Raw genomic sequence first — 20,344 nt, forward strand, 5'->3', positions numbered from 1 at the left:
TGCAGGATTTTCGAGAATTGGTACAAATTATGAGAATTGCTTTGTTTGGTACAAGTGCTGATCCGCCAACCGCTGGGCATCAAGAGATTTTAAGATGGTTGTCGGAACGTTATGATTGGGTAGCAGTTTGGGCGGCGGATAATCCATTTAAGTCTCATCAAACCCAGTTAGAACATCGGGCGGCGATGTTGCGACTGTTAATTGCGGATATGGACGCGCCACAACATAACGTTGCTGTGACACAAGATTTAAGTAGCTGGCGGACACTGGAAACAGTGGAAAAAGCAAAACAGCATTGGGGCGAAGAGGCTGAATACACCTTAGTAATTGGCTCAGATTTGATCAATCAACTACCACGCTGGTATAGAATTGAAGATTTATTACAGCAGGTAGAACTATTAATTGTCCCCAGACCGGGATATACCATAGCAGAAACTAGCTTAGAAAACATCCAAAAACTGGGAGGTAAAATTGCGATCGCTACCCTCACAGGTTTAAATGTATCCTCAACAGCTTATCGTGAACATGGAGATACTGAAGCCCTCATAGCTCCCATTGTTGCCTATATTCATCAACAGCATTTGTACAAATGCCAGGACGCAACCACAAAAAGATTCCAACTCCGCTAAATCAACAACCTTTAGCTGATTTTAAAGTAGGTGTTGATAATGTAATTTTTTCTGTAGATACTGCTCAAAATCGACTTTTGGTTCTCTTAGTCATGCGACAGCAAGAACCATTTTTAAATTATTGGAGTCTTCCGGGTACATTAGTGCGTCAAGGCGAATCTTTAGAAGATGCGGCCTATCGCATCATGGCCGAGAAAATCAGAGTCAACAATCTTTATTTAGAACAGTTGTATACCTTTGGCGGGCCAAATCGTGACCCTAGGGAAGCAACAGATAGTTATGGGGTGCGTTATCTCTCAGTTAGTTATTTTGCCTTGGTCAGATTTGAAGAAGCCGAATTAATTGCTGATAAAGTCGCGGGAATTGCTTGGTATCCCGTCAAGCAAGTGCCACAATTAGCCTTTGACCATAATGAACTTTTAACCTACGGTCATAGACGACTGCGAAATAAATTAGAGTACAGCCCGGTAGCTTTTGAAGTTTTACCGGAAGTGTTTACTTTAAACGATTTGTATCAATTATATACAACAGTTTTAGGGGAAAACTTCTCTGATTATTCTAACTTTCGGGCGCGTCTACTCAAGTTAGGTTTTTTGTGCGATACCGGAATAAAGGTATCACGCGGTGCGGGTCGTCCAGCCAGTTTATATAAATTTGATGCTGAGGCTTTTGCCCCATTTAAAGATAAACCTTTGGTGTTTATTTAAAGTCTGAAGTGTGAAGTCTGAAGTCTGAAAAAGTTTGCAGGATAAAAGCTCAATAAAATTTATACTTCATACTTCATACTTTATAATCCATACTTCATACTTTATACTTCATACTTCATGATGAAAATCGCGATCGCTCAACTTAACCCCACAATTGGTGATTTACCTGGAAACGCCCAAAAGATTCTAGAAGCCGCACAACAGGCGGTTCAATCAGGCGCACGTTTATTGTTAACCCCAGAACTTTCTTTGTGTGGTTATCCACCAAGGGATTTATTACTAAATCCGAGTTTTGTCTCTGCTATGAGTATGACATTACAACAATTAGCCAGAGATTTGCCGCCAAAATTAGCTGTGTTAGTCGGAACTGTTGAACCAAATACAAAATCACATATCACTGGCGGTAAAAGTTTATTTAATAGTATTGCTTTATTAGAATCAGGCAAAGTCAAACAAATTTTTTATAAGCGGCTATTGCCTACTTATGATGTATTTGATGAAGACCGCTATTTTGAACCAGGATTACAACCTAATCATTTCACTTTAGATGATATTCATATTGGCGTAACTATTTGCGAAGATTTATGGAACGATGAAGAATTTTGGGGCAAACGTAGTTATGCTGTTAATCCGATTGCAGACTTAGCAATTTTAGGCGTAGATTTAATTGTTAATTTATCCGCTTCACCTTACAGCGACGGCAAACCGCAGTTTCGAGAATCGATGTTGAAACATAGCGCGGTGCGTTTTCAACAGCCGATGATTTACGTCAACCAAGTAGGCAGCAATGATGATTTGATATTTGATGGCTATAGTTTCGCTTTGAATGGTCAAGGTGAAATTATGTGTCGCGCCCGTGGTTTTGCTACTGATTTGGTAAATGTGGAATTTAACGATAAACAACGAGATTTAGAACTAAGTTCTTTAATGCCTGCTTGCGAATCAGCAGAAGAAGAAGTTTGGCAAGCTTTAGTTTTGGGTGTGAAAGACTATGCGCTGAAATGTCGCTTTTCTAAAGTAGTATTAGGTTTAAGTGGTGGTGTAGATTCGGCATTAGTAGCAGCGATCGCCACAGCAGCACTCGGTAAAGAAAATGTCCTCGGTGTCCTGATGCCATCACCTTACAGTTCCGAACATTCTGTCAGTGATGCTTTGGCATTAGGTAAAAATTTAGGCATTCAAACTAAAATTTTACCCATAGGCGAACTTATGCAAGGCTTTGATCATAGCCTAGCGGACTTGTTTGCAGGTACAGAATTTGGTATCGCCGAGGAGAATATACAGTCGCGGATTCGCGGTAACTTATTAATGGCGATCGCTAATAAATTTGGCTATCTCTTATTATCCACGGGTAACAAATCAGAAATGGCCGTCGGTTACTGCACCCTCTACGGCGACATGAACGGCGGTTTAGCAGTTATAGCTGATGTTCCAAAAACCCGCGTCTATCAAATCTGCCACTGGTTAAACCGTAACGGCGAAGTTATCCCGCAAAATATTCTCACCAAAGCCCCCAGTGCTGAACTCAAACCCGGCCAAGTTGATCAAGATTCCCTACCCCCCTACGAAGTTTTAGACGACATCTTGCAACGCTTCATTCACGACCATGAATCAGCAACCCAGATAGTTGCAGCAGGTCACAACCCCATGATTGTAGACCGAGTAATTCAAATGGTAGCCCGTGCTGAATTTAAGCGGCGACAAGCACCCCCCGGATTGAAAATTACCGACCGCGCCTTTGGTACAGGCTGGCGAATGCCAATTGCTAGTAGCTGGGTAGCAATCAAAAACGCTTATCAAGCAATACCTATCTCTACCTCTATTTAACTTAGGGTGGCATTACTCTGATTTTGACGAACTACTGGATTCTGTATTTTTGATAAATTACAGGATGATTTTTGCGTAAATTACTGAAGACACCTTGAATCGTAAAGTAATACTAAAAATCGCGGCTGAAATTTTTAGCCGCGAGTATAGTTTCAAACATCATCCGCCATGATGGAAATGATGTTTATACCTAGTAGAACTAAGTGAAGATAGGTGCATTATGAAATTACAAGATTTTTTAGGTAAAGAAGAAAAATGGGGATTTGAGGCGATCGCTAAAGATGAAGAATTAACTCGCCAGATTCAAATATTATTAATTGGCTTAGGTTTATTGGAACCACCCGCAGATGCTAAATTTGGGCCTGTGACTGCTGGTGCAATCAAAAAATTTCAAGAATTCATGAAAATTGATGAGCCAGATTATATAGGTGCAGTTACAGCCAAAGAATTAATTGAAACTAAACCTGATGAATTACCCAAACCAGCCTTAAAATTAGGTAACGACATTGCCAGCAAAATTGTGAAGTATATGCTGGCACAAAATTATCAAGTTTTTACTGGCACTAAAGAATACAACATTGTTTATGTTGAAGGTATAGATGGTGACTGGAACTTGAATAGTGACACACCCAATGCCTTTAACGATCGCCGCATTGTCATTGAAGTAGTCAATGGTACTCCTAAAATTGTCGATCACTGGCAAGCTACCACCGAACCCGGCAGATATTACACCGTCAACCCCATGAATCCTGGAGGTGCAGCCAGAATTAAGTTTGGACAATACAAAGCTTGGGCTGTCGGTTTACATGGCAATGCAGAACGTCACGAAGCATTAGTACAAGTATCACCAATTACTGTTCACCGCGATTTCAACAAAGATTATCAACGAACTGGTGACAAACTAGATACAGGTCTTTTCTACGTAAATCAACACTGGGGTTATGATGCGCCTAGTAATGATATTAAAAATGCTAGTGCTGGTTGTCTTGTAGGGCGGATGCGTCAAGGACATAAAGAGTTTATGTCCATCATTAAACAAGACCGTCGCTATGTAGCCAATAATGACTATGTATTTTATACAACAGTAATTCCTGGCGATGATTTATTGAAGAAGTTTCCGGGATAAAATCTCAACGCTGGATATCTCCTTCAATATGGGTGTGTCTTAATGAAAACAGACACACCCATCATAATTATTAAGCCAACAAGAACGACGACAAAGATAAATATTTACTCAGCACTCAGCGAGAAGTTGCGTGCGCGGGTTCCCCGCGTTGAGCAAACTTCGGTGACTCAGCACTCAACGAATGATAGTCTATGTGATGAACTGATATAAGTAAGTTATCCATGACTGCTGCTGTTCTGTTAGAGAATGTCTTCAAGTTTTACAAAAATGTCCCTGTAGTTAATGATTTATCATTTGCGATCGCACCTGGAGAAATCTTTGCGCTACTTGGCCCTAACGGTGCAGGTAAATCAACCACAATTCGGATGTTAACTACATTAACAAAGCCGTCTCAAGGACATATCGAAGTGGCTGGTTATGATGTTGTCAAACAACCAATACAAGCCAAACAGAGTATTGGTGTTGTATTGCAGCAAACCAGTGTGGATGGCGATTTAAGCGTCTGGGAAAATATGGAACTGCATGGGCGGCTACATCATATAGCCAACCCACAGCGACAACGACTGATTAATCAGTGGCTAGAGTATGTGGAACTAGCAGACAGAAGAGATGATTTAGTAAAAACTCTGTCTGGAGGAATGAAACGACGATTACAAATAGCTAGGGCTTTACTACATCGACCACAAATTTTATTTCTGGATGAACCAACTGTTGGACTAGACCCCCAAACGCGCCGACGACTTTGGGAAATTATTCGGGATTTAAATAAGCAAGGAATGACAATGTTACTCACGACTCATTACATGGATGAAGTCGAGTATTTATGTGGAGCTTTTGAAGCAACTGGGCCGGGACGCATCGGGATTATGGATAGTGGCAAACTTATAACTTTAGGAACGCTCCAACAGTTGCGTTCTGCTCACGGTGAAGGTTTAGTCATGAAACAATTGGGCATTACCGAGGCGGGTAATGACAGCGCCCGACGTTGGGAATATTTATTTTTCCCTTCTTTAGAAGCAGCAAATACTTATCTGAATCAACAGCCAGATAAAACTGGGATGATGGTGCGTTCCTCTAATTTAGAAGATATTTTCGTAGAACTAACTGGGCGACAGTTAGATTAATTTCAACCTCCTAACTCCTGTAACATTGCTTCTACTCTGGCAACTCCATCAACGTTATTTTGACGTTGATATAAACTACGAGCTTTTTGCAGTAAACTGTTTGCTTGCTTTGTCTGACGACGTTGTTTAAACATCGCCGCCATAAACTCATATATCTGAGGATTGTTCCTATCTATGCCAATAGCTTGCTCATAAGCCCAATTAGCTGCTTCATAATCGCCTAAACGAGCTTGGGTAACTCCTAACCCCAGGTAGGCATTAATATTGTTACGGTTGAGTTGAATGGCTCGACGATAAGCATCTCTCGAACCTTTAGTGTCACCCAAGTTAGCTTTGATGTAACCTACAGCATAAAAGAAATCACTGTTGTTGGGATCTAAACCGAGGGCGCGACGATAAGCAACTAGTGCAGCTTGATAATTTCCTTGTTGGGCGTACAAGTAACCCATCCCAGAATGTACTTTAGCATTCTTAGGATCAAGGGCGGCTGCTCTTTGATATGTAGCGATCGCACTATCATAATCACCAGCATCAACTTGTCTACGACCTTCTTCAAACAGTTCCTTTAACTCTGGGTTTTTTCCTTGCGCGACTAATACCTGAGCCTGAACTCTCGCAGGTATAGCAACAACACTACATCCTAATAACAGAACACCAACTATAAGCGATATACGTTTGTACACAGTAAATTTCCTGAACTTCTAGCGAACTTTTTTCTTGTACATTAAAACAAAAATATGGATTTTTGAAAACTGTATTTATTCTGTTTTACGAAATATTAATATTTTTTAACTCCGGGGACGTAAAATACACAATTTTACTAGAGTTTTTACTGAATGATAGATACCTCAAGTATTAAGTACTCAGTATACTCCTTATATCAAGTTCTGGACTATTCATAGCCTACTTAAGTCTTTTTTTGTTAACAACTTGATTTTATTGGACAAATATTGCCTCAATAATTCTCATCTTAATCACTAAAATATTAAATTTCTGTATCAATTTTTATCTTATTTTCTCGTATTAAGTTTGATTTTGATTCAGCAGTTATGTCAATAATCACAATCTCAGACGTACAATATTCCTTGACCTGCTTACCTGTAAAATTAGTCTATGATTTTAACTACAACCGATGTGATTCAAGGTGCAGTAATTGATTCATATTTAGGTATTGTAACTGCGGAAGTTGTTTACGGCAGCAATTTCTTACGAGATTTTTTTGCCAGTATTCGAGATGTAATTGGTGGAAGAACTGGTAGCTATGAACGTTTATTTGAAGAAGGACAAAAAAAAGCCCTCTTAGAACTAGAACAACGCGCACAGCAGCTAGGCGCAAACGCTGTCATTGGTATTGAAATCGATACAGGTACAATCAACGTTGACCAGTCTGGAGTTTTAATGCTGATTACTGCTACAGGCACAGCAGTCAGAATGCGTTAGTTTTTTATCTCACACTGACATTTTTTTGCAAATATCTTGAGAATCGCTAATAGGTAATCATTATCAGAAAATTACTTATTAGCGATATTTTAAAAAATTAATTACTTTTGCTAATTTTGGCTAATTTTTATTATTTAATTAAATTAAAAAATCCAGATATTCAGACTTCAATTTAATATTGAGTCAATTTTTATATTTATTCTTACCCTAGATAGATAAAATAAGTCTTTCTGTTGATAGATATTAAAAAGTAGAAATAGCAATTTAATTTTAGACGTAAGCATTGAATATAGCGAAATAACTTTACTAAAAAATAGTCAAGGAGCAAATAAACTATGTCATACGTAAATCGCACAGGTGACGATATTGTTACTGATCCTGCTGTAGTAAATAGAGTTGCTGATTATCATGACCGTGTTCGCTGGGGGCCGATAATTTCTGGGGTGTTAATTGCTTTAGCTACCCAGTTAATTTTGAGCGCCTTCTTTGCGGCTATCGGTGCTGGTAGAGTAGCAGATTCAGGTGCGCCTAGAACAATAGCACCTGATGTGGCTGGTAATGTGGGAATTTGGTCAACCGTTGCCTTATTATTGTCACTATTTATTGGTGGATGGATAACAAGCCGTGCTTGTGGGCCAATGAACCGCAATACAGCTTTGCTAAATGGCGCAATTCTCTGGGCTACCACTTTGGCACTGAGTTCTTGGCTATTGGCGAGTGGGGTAACTGGTGCTTTTGGAATTGCTGCTTCTAATGCGGGAGAAGTTATCAACCAAGTACAGCAGCCTGGTGGTTTAGCTGTACCACAAAATGTACCTAATGTCAGCGCTCAACAAACTCGTGAAGCTGCTGCTGCAACATCAAGAGCTTTATGGTGGTTCGTTCTGGGTTCTTTATTAAGTTTGGCTGCTTCATTAATAGGAGCTATTGCTGGCGTTCGTAGCCCTCGCACTAACACTTATCGTTCTTAGATAATATTGTTTCTGCATATATTTTGAAAGCACCTTTGTTAAGGTGCTTTTTAGATTTTGCATTTAATGTTTGTATTGTCCAATCATTCCTGTTTGCACTAAAGTCAATTTTTACACTAGAAAAAGCGATCGCGGCCAATATGCACTTCCCACTCTACAACTTGCGCGGAGTCTGCTAACATCCCATCTCGCGCCCGCGGACTACTTTTAACAATAGCTTGAGCCTGTTCGATGTTCTCCGCCTGAATCACCCAAAGTCCTGTTCCATCGTGGGGAAAAAACGGCCCGCAGCAAAGTAGTATACCTTTTTCTTGTTGCTCCAGAAACCACGACTGTTGATTTTGGTCATGTTCTGGGTGAACTTGTTTGTATTCGTAATATTCTGGAACGGTTGCAACTACAACAGCAAAAAGCTTAGACATGATGTATTGTGCAAATTTATTTCAAATTTTCAATTTGCTAATTACCACTTCAAAAAGGAAGCTTCAATTCCTTGTTCGCGCCTAATCTTGCTGTCTTTTTCAAACCAACTAATAATTTGCTGCGTTGTTAAATCTTCAATAGTCACGTTGTATTCTTGAGCAATTTGCTGCAAGAGTTTATGAGATGAAATAGTCAATCTTGTTAAAAACTTTTCCGGTGAAGATAGCAAGGCTGCGTCAACTTTTGCTGACTCTTCCAGGGTTAAAAACTGGGTTGATGGTTGCTGTGATGGTAAATCCATAAACTAAATTAGTCAATAGTTATTTGTCAATACGGCTGAGTCAGATAATTTTTCTCTGAACCCTTAGCTGTTGACTTGATAATTAGTAAAATCTATCACTAATTTGGCTATTAACTTTATCTTAATGTGGATGTGAATCAGAAATTAATTCTGCGGTTGCTGGCGAGCTTTAACTAAATAGCCACAGCGATGTTCACCATTAATAATCCAGTGGGTACGTTCTACTATACAGTCTGGTAGTACAGCGGCAAACATTTCCAATTCGTGACCACAAACGCTAGGAAAAGACTCAGCGACGTTGGAAATGGCACAATGATGCTCTATTAACACAAAGCGATCGCCTTTATCGGCAGAATTTTGCTCATCTGGTTCTACAGAGTGGTATTCTGCCATGAATCCTTCGGCTTTTCGCAACTGGACTAAAGTTTCTACCCGTTCTTTTAAAGAACCTTTACCAACGCGATCGCGGTATTCTTGGGCTTTGCGTTCCCATTGTTTTTGTAAAATCGTCGTCATTTTGTCGTGGCCGACGGTTTCGGCCAAGGTATCCAGCAGCGAAACGGCAAATTCCCCGTAACCATCACCAAAGCGATCGCTTGTTGTGCGATGTAGGCGATCGCGTCCTTGACGACTCAGTTCATAAATATGTTGTGGCCGCCCCATCCCCGCCTGTGCCGTAGATGAATACATAATCAATTCCTCCGCCTCTAAATCTTTGAGATGACGGCGAATTGCTTGTGGGCTAACATTTAAAACTTCTGAAAGCTCAAAAGCAGTTGCTTGTGAGTGTTTTAGCAGATATTCGAGAATCTCTTGCTTCGTTGAGGACTGCTGGGTAGTCGCCATCTTAGTCCTAAAATTTTTTGAGAAATTTTGACTTTAACAACATTGTTGTTGTTAATTTAGCGTAAAATGAAGATACGTTAAACAACATGGGTGTTGTTTTAATCTCCATCCTTATTCTAACAGCCGTGTGAACCACTCGATAATGCGAGATCGGCATCGGCGATAAACCAGCCCGTCTTCCATCCTTCAAGAGATCCATTTACGGAACACGAGAGACTACTACCGATGAGTGCCACTGTCAAATCCCTAGTCAACCAACCTTACAAGTACGGCTTTATTACAGATATCGAAGCCGATACCATCCCGCGTGGACTTAGTGAAGACGTTGTTCGCTTGATTTCCGCCAAGAAAAATGAGCCGGAATTCATGCTCGACTTTCGTCTGAGAGCCTATCGCCAGTGGCAAAAAATGGTAGAACCAACTTGGCCTAGCGTCAAATATCCGCCGATTAATTATCAGGATATCATTTACTACTCTGCGCCCAAGCAAAAGAAAGCAAAACTCAACAGCTTAGACGAAGTAGATCCTACCCTGCTGGAAACCTTCGAGAAGCTGGGGATTTCCCTGTCAGAACAAAAACGTCTGGCAAACGTCGCCGTAGATGCAATTTTTGATAGCGTTTCCGTCGCTACTACCTTCAAAGAAAAACTAGCTGAAGACGGCGTTATCTTCTGTTCCATTTCCGAAGCACTACAGGAACACCCAGAATTAATCAAGAAATATTTAGGAAGTGTTGTCCCCATTGCTGACAATTATTTTGCCGCCTTAAACGCCGCAGTTTTCAGCGATGGTTCTTTTGTCTATATTCCCAAAGGCGTAAAATGCCCAATGGAATTGTCTACCTACTTCCGCATCAACTCTGGCGATACGGGACAATTTGAACGGACTTTGATTGTCGCCGAAGAAGGTAGCTATGTTTCTTATTTGGAAGGTTGCACCGCGCCAATGTATGACAGCAACCAACTCCACGCCGCAGTAGTGGAACTGGTGGCTTTGGATAACGCGGAAATTAAATATTCTACTGTGCAGAACTGGTACGCCGGCGATGTTAACGGTAAAGGCGGGATTTACAATTTCGTTACCAAGCGTGGCTTGTGTCAAGGTGTAAATTCTAAGATTTCTTGGACTCAGGTAGAAACGGGTTCCGCAATTACTTGGAAGTATCCTAGCTGTGTGTTAGTTGGGGATAACTCTGTGGGTGAGTTCTACTCGGTGGCGTTGACAAACAATATGCAGCAAGCCGACACCGGGACGAAGATGATTCATGTCGGTAAAAATACTCGCAGTACGATTATTTCTAAAGGAATCTCCGCAGGTAATTCTAGTAACAGTTACCGGGGTTTGGTGAAAATCAACCCGAAGGCTGAAGGCGCGAGAAATTATTCTCAGTGCGACTCTATGTTAATTGGGGATAATGCTCACGCTAACACTTTCCCTTATATTCAAGTCCAAAATAAAGCTGCGAAAGTGGAGCATGAAGCTTCGACTTCTAAGATTGGGGAAGATCAGCTATTTTTCTTTGCTCAACGGGGCATTTCTTCTGAAGATGCTATTTCGATGATGATTAGCGGCTTCTGTAAGGATGTTTTTAATCAGCTACCGATGGAGTTTGCGGTGGAGGCTGATAAGTTGTTGAGTTTGAAGTTGGAAGGTAGTGTTGGGTAAAAAGTGCTGAGTGCTGAGTGCTGAGTAACAAAGACGCGCGAAGAGAGAGAAGAGAGAGAGAAGATGATTATTGAAAATAGTGCAGTTGTGCTGTCGGTGAAGGATTTGACGGCTGAGGTTGGTGGTACGCCGATTCTTAAGGGTGTGAATTTGGAGGTTCGCGCTGGAGAGATTCATGCGATTATGGGGCCGAATGGTTCTGGGAAGAGTACGTTTTCTAAGGTGTTGTCAGGACATCCAGCGTATACGGTGACTGGCGGTGAGGTGATTTTCCAAGGACGAAATTTGTTGGAAATGGAGCCGGAAGAACGCGCTAGGGCTGGGGTGTTTTTGGCGTTTCAGTATCCTCTAGAAATTCCTGGTGTGAGCAATTTGGATTTCTTACGGGTAGCGTACAATTCTCGGCAGAAGGCGCAAGGGTTGGAAGAGGTAGACGCGTTTGATTTTGATGATTTGATTGAGGAAAAGCTGGATGTGGTGAAGATGGATGCGGCTTTCCTCAGTCGAAGTGTGAATGAAGGTTTTTCTGGTGGTGAGAAAAAGCGGAATGAAATTCTGCAAATGGCGCTGTTAGAACCAAAGTTGGCAATTCTGGATGAGACAGATTCAGGTTTAGATATTGATGCGCTGAAGATTGTCGCGCATGGGGTAAATCAGCTGACTAATCCAGACAATGCGACGATTATGATTACCCACTACCAACGTCTGCTGAATTATATTGTGCCGGATTTTGTTCATGTGATGGCGCGGGGACAAATTCTCACCAGTGGCGGGAAGGAACTGGCAGTAGAGTTGGAGTCTCGCGGTTATGACTGGATTTTGGAGGAAAGTGCGGTTGAGGTGGGTGTGTAATGTCTATTCAAGTTTCTCCTAGTGCTATTCCTAACTCAGATGCAGTCAGTTTGGTGTCTTCTCTGTTGGATAGAGATGCTTATTTGACTGGGTTGTTAAATCAAGTAAGTGTAACTGAAGCAGATGGGTTGCAGGAATTACGCCAACAAGCTGCAAATTGGGTACGTCACTCCACTATCCCTACCACCCGCGAGGAAGAATGGCGATTTACTGATTTGTCTGAGTTGCGGGGTGTGGAATTTCGCAAGGCGCAGCCAGTTAATAATGTAGCGGTGTTAAAGGTAACTTCTCTAACTGATAATCGGTTGGTATTTGTTAATGGGGTTTATGCGCCGGAGTTATCTGCTGTTAATTTACCTGATGGTATTGTTGTAGGTAATTTAGCTGGTTTAACAGTTGAAGGCGATCGCATCCGCAAGTACCTCGCTCAAGCTGAGGGAGCTTTGGAAGTATTCACGGCTCTCAATACGGCTGGTTTAACGGATGCAGCAGTTGTATGGGTGGGTAAAAATGTCGTGGTTGACACACCTATTCATCTGCTGTTTATTTCGGTTGCTGGTGAGACGGCGACTATTTCCCAGCCGCGTTGTTTGGTGGTGGCGGAAACTGGTTCGCAGGTGACTTTGGTGGAGGAGTTTACGAACCGCAGAGACACAGAGGGCGCGGAGGGTAAGAGCTATTTTACCAATGCGGTGACGGAGGTTTGGGTTGGTGAGAATGCTGCGGTAAATCATACTAGAGTTGAGCTAGAAGGCGCAGAGGCGTTTCACGTTGGTAAGACTGCGGTTAACCAAGCTCGTTATAGTCGCTATACCTGTAATGCTTTTAGTTTAGGGGCAAAGTTATCACGCCATAATTTGGAGATTTTGCAAACTGGTGAGCAAACTGAAACTACGCTCAACGGTTTGGCGATGATTTCTGGTAAGCAAGTTGCGGATACTCATAGTGCGATCGCTCTCAATTATCCTTATGGTAAAAGTGAACAATTGCACAAATGTATTGTTGGCGATCGCGCTCATGCAGTATTCAATGGTAAAGTATTTGTACCTAAGCCAGCACAGTTAACTGACGCAGCGCAGTTAAATCGCAATTTACTACTATCCTCCAAGGCGCGAGTCGATACCAAGCCCCAATTAGAAATTACCGCCGATAACGTCAAATGCGCTCACGGTGCAACTGTGAGTCAGTTAGAAGATGATGAAATCTTCTATCTCCAAAGCCGCGGAATTGATGAAAGTGCAGCGCGGAATTTATTAATTAACGCCTTCGCCACCGAAATCATCAACAAAGTTCCTGTTGCTTCCCTCAGAGACATATTGCTAAACACAGTCACTAGCTTTAAGTCCCTAACCAATGACTAAAAAAGTCTGAATTCTGAAGTCTGAAGTCTGAAAAAATTTGCAGCATGAACAATGAAAGCTGAAAATCCGAAGAGTAAAAACTTAAGGACAAAATTTAAATATTTCACACTTCATACTTCATACTTCATACTTCACACTTCATTCTTTTTCTTAACCAATGACTTTTACAGCTACCAAAACTCTTGCAGATAAAATCCGCGCTGACTTCCCGATATTACACCAGGAAGTCAACGGTAAACCCTTGGTTTATCTCGATAATGCGGCGACATCGCAAAAACCCTTGCTTGTCTTAAATGCCCTGCGGAATTATTACGAGCAATACAATGCTAATGTCCATCGTGGCGCTCATACCCTCAGTGCTAAAGCCACTGATGCTTATGAAGCAGCACGCGATAAAATTGCCCAATTTATTAATGCTGCATCTCGCCAAGAAATTGTCTACACCCGCAACGCCAGCGAAGCAATTAACTTAGTTGCTTATAGCTGGGGGATGAACAATTTGCAGCCAGGGGATGAAATTATTCTGTCGGTGATGGAACACCACAGTAATATTGTGCCTTGGCAATTTGTGGCGCAAAAAACAGGTGCAGTTCTAAAATTTGTTGAACTAACACCAGAAGAAACATTTGATTTAGAACAGTTTAAACAACTGATTTCTGAGAAAACAAAACTGGTGTCAATTGTTCATGTTTCTAACACTTTGGGTTGTATTAACCCAGTGAAAGAAATTGCTGATATTACTCACAGATACGGTGCGAAATTCTTAGTTGATGCTTGTCAAAGTGTGCCTCACATGAAAGTCGATGTTCAAGACATCGGCTGTGATTGGTTGGTGGCTTCGGGACATAAAATGTGTGCGCCAACGGGGATAGGCTTTTTATATGGCAAGCTGGAATTGTTAGAAGCAATGCCACCATTTTTTGGCGGTGGCGAAATGATTGCTGAGGTATATTTAGATCATTCTACTTATGCCGAATTGCCCCACAAATTTGAAGCTGGGACACCTGCAATTGGAGAAGCGATCGCCCTCGGTGCTGCGATAGACTATTTATCAAGTATCGGTATGGATAAAATTCATGCCTACGAAGCTGAGTTAACCGCTCATTTATTCCAGCAATTAGAAAAAATTCCTCAAATTCGCATTTACGGCCCCAAACCTGATGCGAATGGAGAAAATAGAGCCGCTTTAGCTGCATTCACAGTCGGCGATGTCCACGCTAACGACTTATCTACATTATTAGATCAAGAAGGCGTTGCCATCCGTTCTGGACACCACTGCACCCAACCATTACACCGCTATTTAAGTTTGCCAGCAACTGCACGAGTAAGTTTATATTTCTACAATACTCGTGAGGAAATTGACGTATTCATCAAAGCATTAAAAGAAACTCTTGACTTCTTTGCTGGTATCTTCGGTTAAACTTATTCAATATTTTCCGAATAATTGTGTCAACCCTCAGTCTCATACACGGCTGATAATTGGCACAATTTTAGTTTTGGGAGAAATTCTGCTATTAACTATTGACGCTGATGGGAATTTCGATGATGAATTCTGCGCCATCACCCGATTGAGAATTGACAGAAATATTACCATGATGACTTTCAATAATTTGATAGCTAATTGCCAAACCTAAACCTGTACCTTTATTAATAGGTTTAGTTGTAAAAAATGGGTCAAATATTTTACTGTGAATTTCTGGTTCAATTCCAGAACCATTATCTATTATTCTAACTTTGATAGTTTGTGATTCAGTGATTTCAGTTCTAATAATAATTTGCTTTTGATCCTCAGAATTTTTATTCTCTAATAAATTATCTATGGCATTATTAATAATGTTAAGGAATACTTGATTTAATTGTGCTGGGTAACATTCCACCAGTGGCAACTTTCCATAGTCTTTAATTATTTCTATTTCTTGTTTCAGCCGATGATTTAACAGAAATAGAGTACTTTCAATGCCATCATGAATACTTACAGCTTTTCTATCAGCTTGATCAAGGCGAGAAAAGTTTCTTAAAGACAGCACAATTTCTTTAATCCGATCAGTGCCTATTCTCATAGATGAAAGAATTTTTTGAAAGTCTTCAATGATAAAGTCTAGGTCAATATCACCAATTTCATCTTCCATGAATTTTTGAGCTTCAGGATACTCTTTTTTGTACAGTTCTATTAACCTTAAAAGAGTGTGAATATGTTCGTGAAGATAATGAAAATTCCCATGAATAAAACTAATAGGATTATTGATTTCATGGGCTAAACCACCAACCATCCTACCCAAACTAGACATTTTTTCTGTTTGAATTAGTTGCACTTGAGTTGTTTGCAACTTATGAAGAGTAGTTTCTAGTTCCTGTGCTTGGAGTTTGGCTGTTGCAGTAGCAGTTGAGAGGGCTTTAAGGTTGTTATAAGCTTTGGAGTGATAACGAATGCGAGCAATTAATTCAATGGCATCTGGTAATTTTATGAGATAGTCATTAGCTCCCGCAGCAAATGCTTCTGCTTTGAGGATTGGTTCTTCTTTGCTCGATAGCATAATGATGGGAATTTCACAAGTTGATGGATGAGACCGGAACCAACGCAATAACATTAAACCATCCATATCTGGCATAATTAAATCTAACAAAATCACCGTTGGCTCAAAGGCGATCGCATTTTGAATTGCGGCTGATGGCTGGCTAAGATAATTAAAGGTAATATCTGTTTCGTTCGCAATCATTCTACCAATTGCTTCACCAAATATTGCCTGATCATCAATTAATAAAATTTTGACATTCTCTGTGTGCAACTTTAATTCTGTGACTTGTTCTGATGATGTTAACTGCATACTCAATTGAGGTAATAGCATTCGTGTTTCTCGCCTATAAAGGTGAAGTTATCTAGATTATTAATGTAATAATTAATTAATTTAAAAAGTCTTCGTAGATGTTTTTAGTATTGCCTTATTATAACTTAATGTAAACAAAGGTAAATATGACTTTAGATATAAAAATTAGCATATTAATACTTCAAGAAAACTAACTAATAAATATAAAAGAAATGGACTGAATTAAGTATATTTACATCAGAAAAACAGTAAATTTACTGTAGTAAAATTCATTTTATTTAGCTTAATTTGCCGACATCCGTAATATCTTGGTGCAAGCATGAGCGATCGCCTCAACTGGCAAAACTTCCACGGCAGCTTTTAAATCTACCGCTGCTTTCGGCATACCATAAACAATGCAAGTTTCTTGGTTTTGAGCAATTGTATGCCAGCCTGCTTCGCGCAAGAGTTTTAAACCTTGAGCGCCATCTTTTCCCATCCCAGTCAGCAACACCCCAATTCCTTGATCCATCCAATGTTCTGCCACACTTTTGAATAAGACATCAATGGATGGCCGATAAAGACAATTGGATGGTTGTTCATGATAGTCAAAACTCAAGTTAGAATTCATAACGAGATGATGATTTGTCCCAGCTAAGAGAATTTTTCCTGGTTGTGGTCTTGAACCTATACTGGCTATTTCCACAGATAAGAGAATTTGTTCATTCAACCAAGTTGCAAAACCTGGTGCAAACTGAGCATCTAAATGCTGCACAATCACTACAGCCGCCGGAAAATTTGGGGGAAATTGCGCGAGAATCTGAACCAAGGCTTGAGGGCCGCCAGTGGAAGCACCAATGACAATAAGTGGTGGGAATAATTTGGGGAAAAGTCTAGGTTTTTTCACTGTTCGCAGTTGAGGGGATTTGCCAATTAATTTGGCGATGGTAGCAATTTTCTTTAATAAACCTGTACTACCCTCAGCAGGTGTATTGATAGCATCTAACGCCCCATAGGTCATAGCTTCCAAAACATTAGCTGCATACAAATTCACATTGGCAGTGACGATGATAATTGCACAAGGCGACTGACTCATAATTTGCCTTGTGGCTTCCACTCCATCCATGCAAGGCATCAAAACATCCATCAAAATTAAATCAGGGGTATCAACAGCACATTTGCTAACAGCTTCTGCACCATCGTAGGCAACCCAAGCCAAATCATATTCTGGGATTGTGGCTAACATCCGCCGCAATGCTTCTACCACTATCCGCATATCGTTGACAATGGCAATTCTCATTACTCATCCTTGACCAATTAAGTCAATTACGGCTTGTAATAAAGTGTCATCATGAAAGCTGCTTTTGGTGAGATAGTAGTCTGCACCTGCTTCTAAACCTTGAATTCGGTCTTCTTGGCGGTCTTTGTAGGAGACAATAATCACGGGTATCTGTTTTAACTTAGTATGAGTTTTGATGTGATTTGTGAGTTCAAAGCCATTCATTCTGGGCATATCAATATCTGTAATTACTAAGTCATAATCACTCCCACGCACTGCGTTCCAACCATCCATTCCATTAACTGCCACATCGACTTGATAACTGTGATTTTCTAAAAGTTTGCGTTCCATTTCCCGAACAGTAATGGAATCATCAACTACTAATATTCGCTTGTAAGTTTTGGTCAATTTCTGCTGCTTCGCCTGATTTACCTGACTAATTTGCCCACTAGCAACAACCTTGGCAATAGAACGAACTAAATCTTCCACATCGATAATTAAAACTGGAGAACCATCATCCATGAGGGCGGCGGCGCTAATGTTGGGAACTTTACCCAGGCGAGGATCTAAAGGCCGAACAACTAAAGTGTATTCGCCGATAAATCTGTCAACAACTAATCCATAATGATTTAGGCGATCGCTAATCACAACTACTGCTAGTGCATCGGGATTGACCACAGGTGGAGGTAACTCTAAAACTTGACGGGCGGAAATTAACTCTACAGGTTGGTTGTCTAGCAAGAAAAACGGACGATTTTCTGAGGTAGCAATGTCTGATTTGGCTAACATCAGCACTTGCTCAATTCTGGCTAACCCAAAGGCATAAGGTTCATCTCCAATCTCCACTAACAAGGTGCGAACGATGGATAGGGTAATGGGTAACTGCAAGTACAAACTCATCCCTTTTCCTGGTTGGGAAACTGCCCTGACTGTACCGCCAACTTCTTGCACTGTGCTGTGGACAATATCTAAACCTACACCCCGTCCAGAAATTTCCGTGACTATTTGTGTGGTAGAAAATCCTGGTAATAATAGAAATTCCATTAATTCAGCTTCGGTCAGTTGAATTGCCATGTCTGCGTTGACTAGTTGTTGCTGGACAACTTCTTGACGCAAAAACTCGATATCAATTCCCTGTCCATCATCAGAGACAGTGATCAATAGCATCCCAGCGCGATGGACAACTTCAATGATAATTGTGCCTTCTTCTGGTTTACCTTGAGCGACTCGTTCTGAAGGAGATTCTATCCCGTGATCAACAGCATTGCGGAGAAGTTGAGTTAAGGGAGCTTCCAATCGCTCAAGAATATCTCGATCTACCAAGGTAGACTTACCTTTGATTTCCAGCTTGACGCGCTTACCCAAGTGCCGAGAGAGGTCGCGTACCATGCGCGGAAACCCTTGCGAACCATCAGCAAAAGCACACATCCGCGTGGCAATTACTTCTCGATAGGAGCGATGGGCAAGGTTGCCAAAACGTTGCGAAAATGATTCTAATTCGTTGTGCCGATCGCTAATTAAATGCGTACATTCGCTGCTTTTTTGATGTATGATATTTAACTGTTCTTGAATGTGTTGACCAAGTTGGCGATCGCTCAATAGTTCTTGTAACTTAGTCACAAGCTGGGATAACTCGATTTGATTAGCTCTGACTTGCAAAAATGAGTTGGTAAATGATTCTAACCACTTGTTGGCAACTATTGTTTCTCCCGCTAATCCCATCAAGCGATTGAGATTATCTGTACTAACTCGCACTGTGCGGTTTTGCGGACTAACTAATGCTTCTGGAGTGATTTCTGGTTTTAGCGGTTCTCTCTGGGGTGTTGGCTGTAGAATCTTGACTTGGGGAATAATTGCCGGGATAGTTACAGCATTGGAAATATTGGCGATCGCATTCACTAAAGATTGAATATGAGGATGATTTCCTTGTTGCAAATTTGGGTTATTGGCGATGTTTTGCAGCATATCTACCCCTTGCAACAACAGATCAACGCAATCTGCTGTTAAATTAACTTTTCCCACTTGCGCCCCACTAAAAAAATCTTCCATCACATGGGCTAGGGCGACAGCTGGTTCAATTTGGACAATTCTGGCAGCACCTTTAATACAATGGGCTGCCCGCATTAAGGCTGCTAATTCTGATTTGGGGTCAGGGTTAGTTTCTAGCGCCAACAAACAGTTATTTAGCACCACAACTTGGGTTTTGACTTCCATGTTGAATAAATCCAACAAAGACATTTGGCTGAGATCGGAGTCTTCTATCATTACTGCGCCTTCCTCGCCAAACTGGTAAATAAGAGTTCATCATCCAAATAACCAACAGTGTGGGATGTCGGGCAATTCGTTGGTTGCCAGGAGAATAATCCTTTAGTATAAGTTTGGGTTGTTTGCGTGACCTTTCTAAAAGCATCGTGTAATTTGCGACGATGAAATCGGTGGACACCATATATTTCATCAACCGGAAATACCCAAGCGTTACCCGCCTTTTCAATGACGGCCATCCGAGAATGAGATACTAGACTTAATCCTTGTCGGAGAGTATCGCTAGATTCAATATTCAACAAGTGGCTTAAGGAAACACACAACAGCAATTCCCCACGAATATTGATTAATCCGCGTAAGACTTGGTTTTGTCGATGGGGTAGAGTATGAATCACACTCGGAGGTGTGGTTTCTTTGAAAACCTGTGCAGGAAGCGCCAGCCATTCCTGTTGTAAACGAAAAATCACAACTGTCAACGTTTCTTTTGTCCGCAAAGCGTATGTAGGCAGATGCGAAGTTTTTTCGGTGGGAGATTCCGCCAGTAATTGTGTCCACTCATGACGATATTTTTCTGGCGTTGGGCGTTCTAATAGGTAGCGACCAGCCGCCGAGTAAACTGGACAATTGCGACAATGAGTATGTGTAGCTAATTCCGCACAAGTGCGATCGCCTTCAATCCCAATTACATTCCAACAACTTTCAACTTGAGTGGTCATAAGTCAATCGT

Annotated in this window: 20 protein-coding genes; 12 read left to right on the forward strand and 8 right to left on the reverse strand. The window is 41.0% G+C overall.

What is annotated here, in order from left to right:
- The first annotated feature begins 29 nt into the window (after window positions 1-29).
- The 6 genes from NOS7107_RS07095 to NOS7107_RS07115 all read left to right on the forward strand — a co-directional run bounded on the left by NOS7107_RS07095 (window position 30) and on the right by NOS7107_RS07115 (window position 5,413).
- A complete protein-coding gene (locus NOS7107_RS07095) occupies window positions 30-629 on the forward strand; it encodes a nicotinate-nucleotide adenylyltransferase (RefSeq protein ID WP_015112297.1) in 600 nt (199 codons plus the stop codon).
- Complete coding sequence (locus NOS7107_RS07100; RefSeq protein WP_015112298.1) at window positions 590-1,336, forward strand: NUDIX domain-containing protein; 747 nt, start codon at window positions 590-592, stop codon at window positions 1,334-1,336. The genes NOS7107_RS07095 and NOS7107_RS07100 overlap by 40 nt, the downstream gene beginning before the upstream one ends.
- Window positions 1,337-1,456: 120 nt before the next feature.
- On the forward strand, window positions 1,457-3,163 hold the full coding sequence (locus NOS7107_RS07105) for an NAD+ synthase (RefSeq protein ID WP_044499797.1): 1,707 nt from the start codon (window positions 1,457-1,459) through the stop codon (window positions 3,161-3,163).
- A gap of 220 nt (window positions 3,164-3,383) precedes the next feature.
- Window positions 3,384-4,289: a peptidoglycan-binding protein gene (locus NOS7107_RS07110; protein ID WP_015112300.1), complete on the forward strand. Its 906-nt coding sequence runs from the start codon at window positions 3,384-3,386 to the stop codon at window positions 4,287-4,289.
- Window positions 4,290-4,331: 42 nt separating this feature from the next.
- On the forward strand, window positions 4,332-4,499 hold the full coding sequence (locus NOS7107_RS28475; protein ID WP_157373990.1) for a hypothetical protein: 168 nt from the start codon (window positions 4,332-4,334) through the stop codon (window positions 4,497-4,499).
- 11 nt (window positions 4,500-4,510) lie between these two features.
- Window positions 4,511-5,413, forward strand: coding sequence for an ABC transporter ATP-binding protein (locus tag NOS7107_RS07115; RefSeq protein WP_015112301.1), 903 nt, complete (start codon window positions 4,511-4,513; stop codon window positions 5,411-5,413).
- 2 nt (window positions 5,414-5,415) lie between these two features.
- Here the strand turns inward: NOS7107_RS07115 and NOS7107_RS07120 are convergent, their stop codons facing one another.
- Window positions 5,416-6,096 (reverse strand): tetratricopeptide repeat protein, encoded by a 681-nt coding sequence (locus NOS7107_RS07120; protein ID WP_015112302.1) that lies wholly within the window; start codon window positions 6,094-6,096, stop codon window positions 5,416-5,418.
- A 430-nt stretch (window positions 6,097-6,526) separates the two neighbouring features.
- On the opposite strand from NOS7107_RS07120, the gene NOS7107_RS07125 reads away from it, so the two are divergent.
- Entirely contained in the window at window positions 6,527-6,853 is a 327-nt protein-coding gene (locus tag NOS7107_RS07125) for a YbjQ family protein (RefSeq protein WP_015112303.1), read from the forward strand.
- A gap of 335 nt (window positions 6,854-7,188) precedes the next feature.
- A complete protein-coding gene (locus tag NOS7107_RS07130) occupies window positions 7,189-7,824 on the forward strand; it encodes a hypothetical protein (protein WP_015112304.1) in 636 nt (211 codons plus the stop codon).
- A gap of 116 nt (window positions 7,825-7,940) precedes the next feature.
- Here the strand turns inward: NOS7107_RS07130 and NOS7107_RS07135 are convergent, their stop codons facing one another.
- The 3 genes from NOS7107_RS07135 to sufR all read right to left on the reverse strand — a co-directional run bounded on the left by NOS7107_RS07135 (window position 7,941) and on the right by sufR (window position 9,394).
- Window positions 7,941-8,246 carry a YciI family protein gene (locus NOS7107_RS07135; RefSeq protein ID WP_015112305.1) on the reverse strand — a complete coding sequence of 102 codons (306 nt, stop codon included), beginning with the start codon at window positions 8,244-8,246 and terminating at the stop codon, window positions 7,941-7,943.
- 41 nt (window positions 8,247-8,287) lie between these two features.
- Window positions 8,288-8,548, reverse strand: coding sequence for a hypothetical protein (locus NOS7107_RS07140; protein ID WP_015112306.1), 261 nt, complete (start codon window positions 8,546-8,548; stop codon window positions 8,288-8,290).
- 144 nt (window positions 8,549-8,692) lie between these two features.
- Window positions 8,693-9,394, reverse strand: coding sequence for an iron-sulfur cluster biosynthesis transcriptional regulator SufR (gene sufR, locus NOS7107_RS07145; protein ID WP_015112307.1), 702 nt, complete (start codon window positions 9,392-9,394; stop codon window positions 8,693-8,695).
- A gap of 225 nt (window positions 9,395-9,619) precedes the next feature.
- Here sufR and sufB point away from each other — a divergent pair, with 225 nt between their 5' ends.
- The 4 genes from sufB (at window position 9,620) to NOS7107_RS07165 (ending at window position 14,692) form a co-directional block, all read left to right on the forward strand.
- Window positions 9,620-11,059 carry a Fe-S cluster assembly protein SufB gene (sufB, locus tag NOS7107_RS07150; RefSeq protein WP_015112308.1) on the forward strand — a complete coding sequence of 480 codons (1,440 nt, stop codon included), beginning with the start codon at window positions 9,620-9,622 and terminating at the stop codon, window positions 11,057-11,059.
- Window positions 11,060-11,122: 63 nt separating this feature from the next.
- The gene (sufC, locus tag NOS7107_RS07155; RefSeq protein ID WP_015112309.1) at window positions 11,123-11,911 is read left to right on the forward strand and encodes a Fe-S cluster assembly ATPase SufC; all 789 of its coding nucleotides are present in this window, start codon (window positions 11,123-11,125) and stop codon (window positions 11,909-11,911) included.
- Complete coding sequence (gene sufD / locus NOS7107_RS07160; protein ID WP_015112310.1) at window positions 11,911-13,272, forward strand: Fe-S cluster assembly protein SufD; 1,362 nt, start codon at window positions 11,911-11,913, stop codon at window positions 13,270-13,272. The genes sufC and sufD overlap by 1 nt, the downstream gene beginning before the upstream one ends.
- A 157-nt stretch (window positions 13,273-13,429) precedes the next feature.
- Window positions 13,430-14,692, forward strand: coding sequence for a cysteine desulfurase (locus NOS7107_RS07165; protein WP_015112311.1), 1,263 nt, complete (start codon window positions 13,430-13,432; stop codon window positions 14,690-14,692).
- Window positions 14,693-14,786: 94 nt separating this feature from the next.
- On the opposite strand, the gene NOS7107_RS07170 is transcribed toward NOS7107_RS07165, so the two are convergent.
- The 4 genes from NOS7107_RS07170 to NOS7107_RS07185 all read right to left on the reverse strand — a co-directional run bounded on the left by NOS7107_RS07170 (window position 14,787) and on the right by NOS7107_RS07185 (window position 20,333).
- Window positions 14,787-16,118: an ATP-binding protein gene (locus NOS7107_RS07170; RefSeq protein ID WP_015112312.1), complete on the reverse strand. Its 1,332-nt coding sequence runs from the start codon at window positions 16,116-16,118 to the stop codon at window positions 14,787-14,789.
- Between the two features lie 262 nt (window positions 16,119-16,380).
- A complete protein-coding gene (locus NOS7107_RS07175) occupies window positions 16,381-17,376 on the reverse strand; it encodes a chemotaxis response regulator protein-glutamate methylesterase (protein ID WP_015112313.1) in 996 nt (331 codons plus the stop codon).
- Window positions 17,377-17,379: 3 nt separating this feature from the next.
- On the reverse strand, window positions 17,380-19,620 hold the full coding sequence (locus tag NOS7107_RS07180; protein ID WP_015112314.1) for a hybrid sensor histidine kinase/response regulator: 2,241 nt from the start codon (window positions 19,618-19,620) through the stop codon (window positions 17,380-17,382).
- Window positions 19,620-20,333 carry a chemotaxis protein CheW gene (locus tag NOS7107_RS07185; protein WP_015112315.1) on the reverse strand — a complete coding sequence of 238 codons (714 nt, stop codon included), beginning with the start codon at window positions 20,331-20,333 and terminating at the stop codon, window positions 19,620-19,622. The genes NOS7107_RS07180 and NOS7107_RS07185 overlap by 1 nt, the downstream gene beginning before the upstream one ends.
- Between the last annotated feature and the right edge of the window lie 11 nt (window positions 20,334-20,344).

Source organism: Nostoc sp. PCC 7107, from assembly GCF_000316625.1.
In the GTDB taxonomy this organism is placed as follows: Bacteria; Cyanobacteriota; Cyanobacteriia; order Cyanobacteriales; family Nostocaceae; genus Nostoc_B.

Excerpts from the sequence above, each read along its gene's own strand:
- NOS7107_RS07110 (WP_015112300.1), top strand. The coding sequence starts at position 3,384 with ATGAAATTACAAGATTTTTTAGGTAAAGAAGAAAAATGGGGATTTGAG.
- NOS7107_RS07140 (WP_015112306.1), bottom strand. The coding sequence starts at position 8,548 with ATGGATTTACCATCACAGCAACCATCAACCCAGTTTTTAACCCTGGAA.
- NOS7107_RS07125 (WP_015112303.1), top strand. The coding sequence starts at position 6,527 with ATGATTTTAACTACAACCGATGTGATTCAAGGTGCAGTAATTGATTCA.
- NOS7107_RS07105 (WP_044499797.1), top strand. The coding sequence starts at position 1,457 with ATGAAAATCGCGATCGCTCAACTTAACCCCACAATTGGTGATTTACCT.
- sufB (WP_015112308.1), top strand. The coding sequence starts at position 9,620 with ATGAGTGCCACTGTCAAATCCCTAGTCAACCAACCTTACAAGTACGGC.
- NOS7107_RS07170 (WP_015112312.1), bottom strand. The coding sequence starts at position 16,118 with ATGCTATTACCTCAATTGAGTATGCAGTTAACATCATCAGAACAAGTC.
- NOS7107_RS07100 (WP_015112298.1), top strand. The coding sequence starts at position 590 with ATGCCAGGACGCAACCACAAAAAGATTCCAACTCCGCTAAATCAACAA.
- sufC (WP_015112309.1), top strand. The coding sequence starts at position 11,123 with ATGATTATTGAAAATAGTGCAGTTGTGCTGTCGGTGAAGGATTTGACG.
- sufR (WP_015112307.1), bottom strand. The coding sequence starts at position 9,394 with ATGGCGACTACCCAGCAGTCCTCAACGAAGCAAGAGATTCTCGAATAT.
- NOS7107_RS07095 (WP_015112297.1), top strand. The coding sequence starts at position 30 with ATGAGAATTGCTTTGTTTGGTACAAGTGCTGATCCGCCAACCGCTGGG.
- NOS7107_RS07135 (WP_015112305.1), bottom strand. The coding sequence starts at position 8,246 with ATGTCTAAGCTTTTTGCTGTTGTAGTTGCAACCGTTCCAGAATATTAC.
- NOS7107_RS07165 (WP_015112311.1), top strand. The coding sequence starts at position 13,430 with ATGACTTTTACAGCTACCAAAACTCTTGCAGATAAAATCCGCGCTGAC.
- sufD (WP_015112310.1), top strand. The coding sequence starts at position 11,911 with ATGTCTATTCAAGTTTCTCCTAGTGCTATTCCTAACTCAGATGCAGTC.
- NOS7107_RS28475 (WP_157373990.1), top strand. The coding sequence starts at position 4,332 with ATGAAAACAGACACACCCATCATAATTATTAAGCCAACAAGAACGACG.
- NOS7107_RS07180 (WP_015112314.1), bottom strand. The coding sequence starts at position 19,620 with ATGATAGAAGACTCCGATCTCAGCCAAATGTCTTTGTTGGATTTATTC.
- NOS7107_RS07185 (WP_015112315.1), bottom strand. The coding sequence starts at position 20,333 with ATGACCACTCAAGTTGAAAGTTGTTGGAATGTAATTGGGATTGAAGGC.
- NOS7107_RS07175 (WP_015112313.1), bottom strand. The coding sequence starts at position 17,376 with ATGAGAATTGCCATTGTCAACGATATGCGGATAGTGGTAGAAGCATTG.
- NOS7107_RS07115 (WP_015112301.1), top strand. The coding sequence starts at position 4,511 with ATGACTGCTGCTGTTCTGTTAGAGAATGTCTTCAAGTTTTACAAAAAT.
- NOS7107_RS07130 (WP_015112304.1), top strand. The coding sequence starts at position 7,189 with ATGTCATACGTAAATCGCACAGGTGACGATATTGTTACTGATCCTGCT.